10 protein-coding genes and 1 pseudogene are annotated in these 11,643 nt (G+C 61.5%); 9 read left to right on the top strand and 2 right to left on the bottom strand.

What is annotated here, in order from left to right; genetic code table 11:
• Positions 1-105: 105 nt before the first annotated feature.
• The 8 genes and pseudogenes from DNA98_RS09010 to DNA98_RS18065 form a co-directional block, all read left to right on the top strand.
• Positions 106-2,247, top strand: a complete 2,142-nt coding sequence (locus tag DNA98_RS09010; protein WP_110529322.1) for a S8 family peptidase — start codon at positions 106-108, stop codon at positions 2,245-2,247.
• Between the two features lie 106 nt (positions 2,248-2,353).
• Positions 2,354-2,719 (top strand): carboxypeptidase-like regulatory domain-containing protein, encoded by a 366-nt coding sequence (locus tag DNA98_RS09005; protein ID WP_129865637.1) that lies wholly within the window; start codon positions 2,354-2,356, stop codon positions 2,717-2,719.
• Positions 2,720-2,869: 150 nt separating this feature from the next.
• Positions 2,870-4,774, top strand: a complete 1,905-nt coding sequence (locus DNA98_RS17805; protein WP_158531632.1) for a hypothetical protein — start codon at positions 2,870-2,872, stop codon at positions 4,772-4,774.
• A gap of 70 nt (positions 4,775-4,844) precedes the next feature.
• Positions 4,845-5,591, top strand: a complete 747-nt coding sequence (locus DNA98_RS08990) for a DUF6683 family protein (RefSeq protein WP_129865635.1) — start codon at positions 4,845-4,847, stop codon at positions 5,589-5,591.
• Between the two features lie 11 nt (positions 5,592-5,602).
• Complete coding sequence (locus tag DNA98_RS08985; protein WP_110529310.1) at positions 5,603-5,785, top strand: hypothetical protein; 183 nt, start codon at positions 5,603-5,605, stop codon at positions 5,783-5,785.
• 173 nt (positions 5,786-5,958) lie between these two features.
• Complete coding sequence (locus DNA98_RS08980; protein ID WP_129865634.1) at positions 5,959-7,065, top strand: YncE family protein; 1,107 nt, start codon at positions 5,959-5,961, stop codon at positions 7,063-7,065.
• Between the two features lie 12 nt (positions 7,066-7,077).
• A complete protein-coding gene (locus DNA98_RS08975) occupies positions 7,078-8,940 on the top strand; it encodes a DUF4249 family protein (RefSeq protein WP_110529305.1) in 1,863 nt (620 codons plus the stop codon).
• A 238-nt stretch (positions 8,941-9,178) separates the two neighbouring features.
• Positions 9,179-9,322, top strand: a pseudogene (locus tag DNA98_RS18065) (transposase); the annotation flags it as partial.
• A gap of 19 nt (positions 9,323-9,341) precedes the next feature.
• Here DNA98_RS18065 and DNA98_RS08960 read toward each other — a convergent pair.
• Positions 9,342-9,887 carry an NYN domain-containing protein gene (locus DNA98_RS08960; protein ID WP_110529302.1) on the bottom strand — a complete coding sequence of 182 codons (546 nt, stop codon included), beginning with the start codon at positions 9,885-9,887 and terminating at the stop codon, positions 9,342-9,344.
• Between the two features lie 189 nt (positions 9,888-10,076).
• Entirely contained in the window at positions 10,077-10,346 is a 270-nt protein-coding gene (locus DNA98_RS08955; protein ID WP_110529299.1) for a hypothetical protein, read from the bottom strand.
• Positions 10,347-10,488: 142 nt separating this feature from the next.
• Between DNA98_RS08955 and proB the strand changes: the two genes are divergently transcribed.
• Entirely contained in the window at positions 10,489-11,640 is a 1,152-nt protein-coding gene (gene proB / locus DNA98_RS08950; RefSeq protein ID WP_110529295.1) for a glutamate 5-kinase, read from the top strand.
• Positions 11,641-11,643 lie beyond the last annotated feature (3 nt).

Here is an 11,643-nt window from a genome sequence, read left to right as displayed (position 1 = left end):
CGCCTGTCATCCTTCAGTCACGCCCCGGGGGTTATTTTCCGCGACATGGTTGCCGGATTTTCTTCTAAGGCAAGAGGGCGCTTGATCAGGAGCAGGAGGTAGGCCATGTATGCAAGGTGGTTATTGGGCGGGATCTTGCTGACGCTACTGACGGCTTGCCCGAGGGGAGGGTCGGGCAGTATTGGGGGAGGGTCGGGCAACATTGGCGGGACGGTTTCGCTGGGCTCCAGCATCACCGGACAGCGCCTTCAAATTGACCCCCAGCCGAGCCCACTCCGGCGCACGGGCGAGGCGCGCTTTATACCGGGGGAGGTGCTGGTAGAGTTTCAGGGGGGGGTCAGCCTCCAGTCGGTGAGCAGCCTGCGGCTAGAGGTGCAGGGTAGGCCGGTGGAACTCCAGCAAGTGCGGCCTTTGGGGCTGCCCCGCACGGCCCTGTACCGAGCCGATGTAAGCGAAGCCGAGACCCCGGCCTTGCTGGCCGCCCTTCGCAGCCGTTCGGACGTGGCCTCTGCCGACCTGAACTGGCTCGAGCAGCCCCTGGCTGCGCCCAACGACGAGTACTACGATCTGCAGTGGCACTACTCCGCCATCAACCTGCCTCAGGCCTGGGATCGCACCACGGGCTCCAACAGCGTAGTGGTGGCCATCCTGGATACCGGGGTACTCTTCAGCCCTAGCAACACAGCCCGGTCGCACCCCGACATCGACAGCCGCTTGGTACCGGGCTACGACATGGTCTCGCCCATCAGCGGTGCCGACCCCTTTGCCAACGCAGGCGACGGCGATGGCCGCGACCCCGACCCCTACGACGTGGGCGACGAGCAAAGCACCCACTATCACGGCACGCACGTGGGCGGTACGGTGGGGGCTGCGACCAACAACAACCAGGGCGTGGCCGGGGTAGACTGGTCAGCCCGCCTCCTGCACGTGCGGGTGATTGGCCTCCTGGGGGCCACCGTGGCCGACCAGGTGGATGCCATCCTGTGGGCCGCAGGCGAGCCGGTGCCCGGCCTGCCCACCAACGCCAACCCGGCCAAGGTCATCAATATGAGTCTGGGGGGTAAGAGCACCTGCACCACCGCCCGACAGAACGCCATCAATCTGGTAACCGGTAAGGGGGTGGTGGTGGTGGTGGCCGCCGGCAACGAAAACGACGATGCCTCGCTCTACAGCCCGGCCAGTTGCGCCAACGTCATCACCGTGGGAGCCACCGACTATGCGGGGGCCCGCGCACCTTACTCCAACTACGGCGCCCGCGTGGATGTGATGGCGCCGGGCGGGGATGTGAGCAAAGATCTAAACAATGACGGCTATTCGGATGGGGTGCTGAGCCTGGGGTTCGACGACCAGACCAAGCAGTTCAACTACAAATTCTTGAACGGCACCTCGATGGCCGCACCCCACGTGGCGGGGGTGGTGGCCCTGATGAAGGCCCTTAGCCCCAACCTCGATACTGCGCAGGCCCTGCAGATCTTGAAGTCCACCGCCAGGCCTCTGACCGCCACCCAGTGCAGCCGGCCCAGCGGCAACGACTGCGGGGCGGGCCTCATTGACGCCAATGCGGCCCTGGCTGCGGTGCAGGGTGGCACGGTCTCGAGCTTCAGCCTGTCCACTACCAATACCATCCTGACCGCTCAGCCAGGCGGCAGCGTGAATGTACCCATCACCATCAGCCGCAGCGGCGGATTTAGCGGAGCGGTGAGCCTGAGCCTACAAGGCGCACCCACCGGGGTGAGCGGGAGCTTCAACCCGGCCAACACCTCCTCGAACGACAGCACCCTGACCCTGAATGTAGCCGCCAGTGTTCCCAACGGAACCTATGCCCTCACAGTGCGGGGCACTTCGGGTAGCACCTTTGCCAACCTGCCCCTTAGCCTGAGGGTCGGGAGCGGCACCAATGCCAGCGTGCAAGGTACGGTGGTACTGGCCTGTTATATCGCCCAGGGCGACTGCGACCCTAGCCGCTCCAAGGCCATCCAGATCGATCAGGGTGGTACCTCGGCCAGCTACGCCATTGCCGATTTGACAGACGGCGATTACGCAGTGCTGGGCTGGAAAGACCTGAACAACAACAAGAATGTAGACCAGGGCGACTACCTGGGCGGGGTGGTGGACAATAGCGGCAACTTGGCGGCCGTCCGGCCTGGCAACCTTCAGGCCAACTTCCAGCTAGATGTGCTGAGCGACAACCTGTCCCGCCTGACGCCAGACCAGCGAAGGTGGCTCGAGCAAGCCCGATCCAGATAACCCTTCGGACAGACCCCCGCGGGGGTCTGTTTTGTTCGGTCATCCTCCAGTCATGCTGCTTTTCCTATCTTAGGCACCGCGAGGGAGGGAGGATCATATGAGGCCGATGCAAGCTTTGTTGGCTCTTGGGATTTTGCTTACTTTAGGCGCTTGTGGGGGTGGGGGCGGCGGCGGCTTTTCCGGCACTGTCACGGCTCCTGCAGGGGCCACCGTACAGGGCACTGTGGTGTTGGCCTGCTTCTACCTGGCCGCTACAGACTCGTGTGACCAAGACAAAAGTAAAACCACCAGCATCAACACCTCTGGCAGAAGCGGCAATTTCAGTATAGAAGGCTTAGCAGCCGGTGATTACGTTATTGTTGCCCAGAACGAGGCCCAGGGCCTGATTGGGATTTACCTGGATAGCCAGGGCAATCCTGCAATCGTAAAACCGCCCCGTAGCGGCATCAACATCCAGCTTGTTCAACCCTAACCGTCGGAAGGAAAAATGATCGTGCCAAGAAGTTTGATTGCCTTTGTTCTAATGATGGGGTGGTTTGGAAGCGGCTTGGCGGCTCGAGCCTACTTTGACGGTAATTTTCAATCGCTACAAACTGCCTGTCCAGTCACAGGCAATATCGTCGTGGTTTCACAAAGCTTTGTTGGCTACTTCACCGACCCCAATGAACCCTATCCCAAAACCGGCGACATCGCTTATGTGCGGGCGGTAAGCGCCAATGTGAGCGGCTGTGTCAACGATGCGGTGGGTTTTGACTTTTTCCTGCCCGATGGTGCGACCCCGGTGGTGAGCGCCTCCTATCCGGTGTATTGCTACCGGGTGCGCTTCAGCGATGGGTACACAGAAGCCTTTACCAACGATGCCAACGGGGCCTGTTCACAGACGGCCTCCACAGGGCCATTCGGCGGCCTGTACTACGGCTGGTCGGCGGTGGCCCCGGGCTGGTGGGTGGAAATTCGGGTGCCGGTGCGGTTCAACAAGCAGCTATTGGGTCTAGGAGGGCCAAACACCCACCGCTTGAGCGCAGTTGCTCAAACTGCCTATGGCAATGCGACTCCCTATCAGCCAGTAACGGTTTTTTACCAGGCTAGTTTCCAAAACACCCAGAGCTCGGGTGTGACCTCTACCTCTGCTACCCTTGCCACCAACCTCTACAGCTACTACAAAAGCGGCTTGCTCTATGTAGATTACGGAACCAGCACATCCTTTGGTTCGTCCACCCCCGGAACCAACGTACCCAATACCAGCCTCAACTTTCCCAGCGTCAGCACCAACCTCACGGGTCTGAACCCCTCTACCACCTACTATTGGCGCTACCGCTTCGTCACCGATGCAGGAACCTTCAACAGCCCCACCCAGACCTTCACCACCTTGGTGGCCCCTACCTTTGCCCTTACGCTTAGCAAGAACGGTACGGGTTCGGGCACCGTGACGAGCAGCCCCTCAGGTATCAACTGCGGCGCTACCTGCTCGGCCAACTTCGCCCAGGGCACCACGGTCACGCTAACCGCCACCCCTGCGTCGGGCTCGAGCTTTGCTGGGTGGAGCGGGGCCTGCACGGGTACCGGAACCTGCTCGGTCACCATGGATGCAGCCAAGTCGGTCACGGCTACCTTCAACACCGCACCCACATCTACTTTCAACCTGACCGTCAACAAAGCCGGCAGCGGCAGCGGTACCGTCACCAGCAACCCTTCGGGGATCAACTGCGGTGCTACCTGCTCTGCTGCGTTCAACGCCGGGACCTCGGTAACCCTAAGCACAGCGGCGGCCAGCGGCTCTACCTTCGCCGGGTGGAGTGGGGCCTGCACGGGTACGGGTACCTGCACCGTCACCATGAATGCCGCCCAAACCGTGACCGCTACCTTCAACACCGCACCCGCGGGCTTGACCATCACCGCAGCCAAGCCCGCCAACGCCCCCACCGATGCCACCCGCAGCAAGGGCCAGAGCAATGTCGCGATGCTGGCTTTTACCCTCAATCCTTCGCAGGCCACCCAGTTGCAAAGCATCACCCTGCAAGCCAGTGGCAGCGGCAACGACAGCCTAGACCTTACGGCGGTTAAGCTGATCCGCGATGCCAACGCCAACGGCCAGATTGACTCAGGCGAAACCCCCATTGCCAACGGCACCTTTAGCGCCGACAATGGTACTCTTACGCTTACCCTCTCCAGCCCGCTGGCCCTCAGCACGGGCAACAGCCAGTTCCTGGTGGCCGCCGATATCGCCAGCACGTTGGCGGCCCATCCGGCGGTGCTGAAGGCCCAGAGCCTCCCATCCCTGCCTGCGCCTCTCTTGCTTGGCTTGCTGCCCCTGATGCTCCTGGGGGCGTGGCGGATGCGCTCGTTAAGGGCGGGCTTCCTGGCCCTGGCGCTGGCCCTGACCCTGGCCGCCTGTGGGGGCGGAGACCAGAACACGGTTCCAGTTAATAAGACCTATCAGATCAACCTGACTGCCGTGAGCGCCCAGGGAAGCCCCACCGTGAGTGGTCTACCCATTACCGGCGCCACCATCACGGTACAGAAGTAGCACCTCGGGGTGTCGGTGGAGTGCCTCCTCCTGCCGACACCCACATTTCCTTGGCAGGAAAGGAGAGCCAATGAGCAGGCACACTTTGGCGTTATTGGTGTTTTCACTGATGAGCGCGGCGCAGGCTCAGTACAGTGCTGGGGGATGGAGCACTCCCATACAGAGTTTCAACAACATTTACCAGGCCAACGTCTACATGGCCTACAGCAATCTCATGAATACAACCCAGATGGCCATCAATAAGGCTGTAATGCAGTCGTACTTCAAACAAAACCGGCAAAAACAAGGGGGGAGCGCCCTACCTCCTTCGATTCCCAAAACTACCTTTAGCCCCGGCCCTAAACCGTTACTGGCGCAGGCTTTCGCACAATCCCTAACCAAGAACAAAGCCCAGCAAGCCGAGCTTGTCAAAGTATTCGAGCTGGGACTCGAGCTTTACGAAGACGAAGCCCGGCGGCTGGACCGCCCCAACAACGTGGCCATGGCTTTTACGTACTTCGTGGGGGTCTGCTACCTGGTTTACACCGGCGAAGAGCCCTCGGAACAGGCGCTGTTGGGTTTGTGGAGGGTAGTGGAAGAAGCGTTTGGAGGCTCGCCCGAGTTCAAAAAAGCCACCGGCCCGGAGCGCCAGCGCCTATATGAGCTTTTCGTGCTGATGGCTACCCTTCCTCTGGCCGGTTACTCGGTAGCAACGCAAGAAAACGATGCAGCCCTAATGAAGACCTACCAGGAGATCGCCGGGGGGCTGCTCTCGGTAGTGCTGGGGGTGAAGCCAGAGCAGCTCAGGTTTACCGACAGGGGCCTCGAGGTGCGCTAAAGGTAGAGACTGTGGCCGCTACCAGCACCCAAATCTATGTGGTTCGCATCTGGTACGAGCCCACCCCCGAAGGTGTGGTCTGGCGGGCCTCGGTCAGCCAGGGCGAGGAGCGCCACTATTTCGCCGAACTCAGTGCCTTGATAGCGTTTTTGCAGCAGGAGATGGAAACCGAGTCGGAGGAGAGGCCCCAGTAGCCGGTCATGCTCCAGTCATGCGGGGTTGTCTACCCTTGGCACAGGGGGTCGGGATGTACGAAACAACTGGTAGGAGCCCAGCTACTGCTGGCAACTTGGGCCATATGTGCGGTCGATCAACCCCAACAGCCAACCCCGGGTGCGCCCGCTTACTGCGATAAGGGTAGATAACGATGCGTAGGGCTCTTGTACTAGCTCTGGGCCTGCTGCTTTTAGGATGCTCCTCTGCGCTGCCGGCCCGCCCCCACTATGTGCTGGTGAGCCAGGCCGGCTCGAGCACCATCGCGGTGGTTGACCCGGTGCAGGGCCGCACACTCAAGCGCATCACCGTGGGTGGGCTGCCTCACCGGATGCTTCTGAACCCGGATGGTAGCAAGGTCTATGTGGTGCTGGTGGGTTCGCAGGCGGTAGCGGAGGTGGATGTGCAGCGTCTTGAGGTCTCCCGCACCTTCCTCACCGCGCCCGTGCCCGACAAACGCGCCGATGGCAGCGTGATTCAAGCTCATTTTGACCAGGATGCGTTCTCCAAAACCACCTGCTTTGCCTGCCACAACCCCGGCGGGGCCAAGCCCTTCATTGTGGGTGAGCGGCCGGTGGGGATTGCGCTCTCGAGCGACGCTTCTAAATTGTTTGTATCGCACATCCGCCAGGGGCGCTTGAGCGAAATTGACCTGAAGGATGGGGCGGTAGTGCGCTTGCAAGACCTGCCCCCTACGGGCGCAGCCAATGAGGCCGCCGATGTGGCCAGGGTGGGTTCGAGGCTGGTGGTGGCCCTGCGCCCCCGCCATCCCAGCACCGAAGCAAGCGCGGTTCGCTGGCTCGACGAACAAACCTGGCAGACCCTGGCCGAAGCCCCCAGCGGCTCCGACCCTGCGTTTGTGCTGCCTCTGGAAAACAGTGCTCTGGTTTCTAACTTCGAGTCCAACACCCTCAGCCTGCACGCACCCGGCACCCCACCCAAAAGCTTCACCGTCACCCCCGGGCCGCTGGGCATGCTGCGGGTGGGAGAGGGTCTGATCCTTTCGCTCAATTACTACTCCAACGCGGTCTCGCTACTCGACCTAGAGACCGGCCAGAGCGAAAATCACCGGCTCGAGCTCGCCGGCAAGACCTTTGTCAACCCCACCCATGCGGCCCTATCGCCGGATGGGCGCCTGGCTTACATCGTGAGCAGCGGCACCGAGGGCCACCTATTGGTGTTCGACTTGAAAAGTTCCAGCGTTTTGAAAGCCATCCCCATTGATGGCCTTTCGTTTGATGTGGTGGTGGTACGTAGGTAACAGGAGGAAACCATGAGGAATGCTCTATGGGTGGGTGCATTATTGGGTTTTCTGGTGGCTTGCAGCGGCAACAATGGTGGGGGTGGGAACAACGGCTCAAGCGCTACCAATACGGTTGTAGGACTGGTAACCGATATCGGCACCGGAGCTCGGCTCAGCGGCGTCAAGGTCTCGGTGGTAGGAAGCAATCAGACTACCACCACCGACAGCCGAGGGGAGTTCATTTTGCAGAACCTGCCGCCGGGGTTGGTCAAGGTTGACCTGGAAAAAGCGGGCTATGCACCTGGGCATGGTCTGGCCGAGTCCACCGACAGCGCACAAGCCATCGTGGTGGCGCTGAAAAAAGGTGGCGCGGAACAAAACTACAACCCCACCCAGGCCCGCACCCTCTTCCAGCCCACCGAGGCCGGTCCTTATGCCGTCATCTTCCAACCCAATAGCCTAGACACCACCGACACCAACCTGCAGGTGGTGGTGACCCCCCTCGACCCCACCAAGGAAGGCGCAGCCCTGCCGGGCGACCTGGTGGCCGGGAGCGCCAGCCCCACCCCGCTGAGAGCGGTGACCTTCGCCGAGTTCAGCATCCTGGACTCGCAAAACCGCCGCATCAACCTCAAGCCAGGCTTTAGCGCGATTGTCGAACTCCCCATCCCGCCCGAACTGCGCAGCGAGTACAAAATTGGTGACAAGATTCACTGTTACGCCTACAACCCCCAGACCGGGCGCTGGGAAGACTTTGTAGAAGGCACGGTGGAGCGCTCGAGCGTGGACGGCACCACCCCGGTGCTCAAGGCCAGCATCCGCCACTTCTCCTGGTATGGCGGGGCTCCGGCGGTGCAGCATCAGGCCTGCGTGTTCGTAAATGTGACCAGTAAGCTGACCGGGAAACCCCTTGAGGGGGCGGTGATCACCGCGAGCCCAGGGCTGCGGTCGGTGAGCGACAAGAACGGCGACGCCTTTATCACCGTGGAGAGAGATGTGCCGGTCAAGTTCTTCGCCACCAAGACCTACACCGACACCTATGTGGACGACAAGGGGAACCTGGTGCCTAAAAAGGGTGCCAAGGTGATCGAGATCGGGCGGGTGGAGGAGGTTGATCTAGCGCCGCTTGAGTTCGGGCCGTGCCGTAGTGGTCTTTCCCAGCGGGTAGGGGCCATGAAGGGCGAACAGGACGACCCGGTTCGCATCCAACTGGGCTTGGCCCCCGAGGGCTTCTTCAGGGCAACCGCTTTGTTGCAGCCTGGTGGGGCCGTTTTCATGCAGCTCGAGAAGGGCATCCCCAACGCCGATGGCGAACTGGAGAACGCCGAGCCTGCCGCCGGGGCCAAAATCACCATCAGCGACAACACGGGCAAGGAAGCGACCCTTAGCGAGTTGACGCCGGGAGTCTACTCTGCCGGCAACTTCGCGGTCGAACCCGGCAAGCGCTACACCCTGAACATAGACGCCGATGGCAACGGAAGCATAGATGGCAGCGGTTCGGCCTTTGCGGTGGGCAACGTGGCCTGGAGCAACCTGTCGAACGGGGGGAGCTACAGCGCCTCTAGCCTAACCGCATCCTGGAGCGACAGCGCTGCAGCCCAGCCTGGCTACAATGCTTTGTACCAGGTCACCTTCCAACGCAACGGCGGCTCGGGTATCTCCGATCTGGCCTTCTATCTCGGCTCGGATCGCACCTTCCAACCTCGAGCCCAAACCGACCCCCCCACCCCGCTCACTGCGGGCACCTATACCGTCACGCTCAGTGCGTTTAGTGGTGCCTTTAGCGGGAGCAACCTGGACATCACCGATAACATTACCGGTATCGGGATGCAGGGCCAGATTTATAGCGTTCAGATGGCCAATCCCATTACCATCACTCTCACCGCCCCTTGAAGCCCCTTCTGGCCAATAGAAGTCGGTGGGCTTGGGGTTGGACAGCCCAAACCACGGCCGTAGCAGCCCAGCCCCAGTGCCCAACAAGGCCATGAGCAGCCAGACCCAGCCACGCAGGCTAAAGGAAGCCACCCCGCCAATGTAGGCCCCGATGTTAGAGGATACAAACGCCGGACCCTGGGCCGGACGGCGCAGGTCATGCAAACTTGAGGGGCTTGGCCAAAAGACCCGCGGCCGTCGTCGCTGGGTGGTGGAGCGTACTTTTGCCTGGCTCAGCTTCAACCGCAGGCGCAACCGGGACTATGAGTTTCTGCCCGAAACCACGGGAACCTTAATCTACGTCGCAATGATCCGCCTTATGGTGAGAAGATTGGCTTCCTAGAGCCTTATCAGACAGTCTCTCAGTCCTCAGCGGTGATCTGCTCTTCCTGGGGGCGCGCCCGTAGCCGCTCCCAGGGTAGCTCATCGAGCGGAAAAAACCGGTCGGCTTGCTGGGCCAAGCGGTGGGAGGCAAGGGCCTGGAAGGTAGAGTTTTCCACCTGCTTGCCCATGTCCTGGATCACCTTGACCACGTCGGCAAAGTCCCCGTCTCCCGAGACCAGCACCGCCACGTCGTAGGCGTTGGCATAGGCCAACCGCAACAGATCGATGGCGATCTGGATATCCACCCCTTTTTCGACGAAGCCCTCCCCCCGGCGCTCGAGCCTCCCCAACCGCACGGCCACATAAGGAACCCGCTTCAGGTAATTGAGAAAACTCTGATGAGCCTTGGCCGCAGGATCTTCGACGGGCAAGGGGGCGTTATAGTAATACGCCCGCAGGAGCTTGCGCCCGGCCACCAGGGTCTCGATGAACTGCACAAAGTCAAGCCGGTAATCGGAGCTTAGGCTGGATACGAGCCCTTTATAAAGGTTGCTACCATCTATAAATACCGCTACCCGTTCCATAATATGCACCTCGCTTTTTACTATAGGCGGTAGGAGATGAGAACGTTTCACCCCCCGCGCGGGATAAACAGAGAGGATAAACCACCGTTGCTATGCCCAACGGTGGTGCAGTATAACGGATCAAGACACTTTGCCCTTGAGGGCAAGTTGAGTGTAACACGGGTCAATCCTGAGCGCAAGATGAGGATCTTAATCCTGGAGGGCTTTAAGGAAGCGCTTTTTCGCCGCCTCTGCCGGGAAGAGCCCGTTTTTAATCCGCTGCCTCACCCTAGGGTTTTTTCCTGTTACCCTCCGCGCGGAAAGCTCGAGGGCCACCCTTTCCAGCGCTTCTTCCACATCGGAGGTGGCGGGGTAAAACTTCTCCGAGCGCAGTCGGCCCAGCGGGTCGAAGAGGTCCACCTGGACTACCACCCGGCCCCCCTCCTTCCAATAGATCACCTGGTCGAGCCGCCAATCCACAAAAACAGCCTAACTCGCCCTGAACCGAAGCTCTGTAGGGAGCATGCCCATTCCCCCCTCCAACCCGCCTGTCCCGCCCGTCCAACCGCAAGCGCAACAGCGGCTGCTCACCGTTGGCCGGCTTTGATGATATGCTCGGTTTATGCGCCCTGAGCGCCCCTTGCTGGACTCGAGGAACTACCGCCGCCTGGTGATCAAGGTCGGCAGTGCCGTGCTGGCTGGGGCCCCAGGGCGGGCTCGGCAGCTAGCCATCGCCGAGCAGGTCGCCGCCCTCAAGGCCGAGGGGCGCGAGGTGGTGCTGGTCTCCTCGGGGGCAGTAGCTAGCGGGATGGCCAAACTCGGCCTCAAAGAGCGCCCCAAGACCATGCCCGGCAAACAGGCCGCCGCCGCGGTGGGGCAGCCGCTGATGATGCAGCTGTGGGAGCAGGCCTTTTCCTGGTATAGCCTGCAGGTGGCGCAGATTCTGCTCACCGCCGAAGACTTAGCCCACCGCCACCGCTACTTGAACGCCCGGCGCACCCTGGAGACCCTGCTCGATTGGCATGTAGTCCCCGTCATCAACGAAAACGACACGGTGATGGTGGACGAGATCAAGTTCGGCGACAACGACCAGCTCTCGGCGTTGATCGCCTCCTTGGTGGGGGCGGATCTGCTGGTGGTGCTCTCGGACATCGACGCGCTCTACGACGCCGACCCGCGGACCAACCCGGCGGCCAAGCCGGTGCGCTACATCGAGCAGGTCGATGCCGAGGTGATGCGCATGGCCGGGGACGCCCCCAACCGGACGGGCACCGGGGGTATGCGGAGCAAGCTCCTGGCAGCGAAAAAGGCTCAAGACGCTGGGATTCCCCTACTCTTGCTGCCGGGGCTAAACCCCCACAGCATCGCCGAAGCTCTGCGCGGAGAGCCGGTGGGAACCTTCTTTGCCGCCGGCAACCGGCGCTACGGGGGGCAACGGCTGTGGCTTGCGCAACTCCCTAAACCCGCCGGAGAGATCGTGGTGGATGCAGGAGCAGCCAAAGCCTTGCGCCAGGGCGGAGCCTCGCTGCTGCCGGCGGGAATTCGGGAGGTGCGGGGAAACTTCGGCGAGGGAGAGGCGGTGCGCTGTCTGGACCCCAACGGTCGGCTTATCGGGGTGGGGCTGGTGAACTACTCCTCGGCGGAGATCGAGCGGATCAAGGGGGCCAAGACCAAGGACATCGCGGCCATCCTGGGGTACCGTCACTCCGATGAGGTTATCCACCGCGACCACTTCGCCCTCGCCGGTGAGCTGGCCCCCTCGAGCGGGTCGTAGAAT

Source organism: Meiothermus sp. Pnk-1, from assembly GCF_003226535.1.
Lineage (GTDB): Bacteria > Deinococcota > Deinococci > Deinococcales > Thermaceae > Allomeiothermus.
Note: the sequence above shows the minus strand (reverse complement) of the source record. Positions and strands in the feature narration are given on the sequence as shown.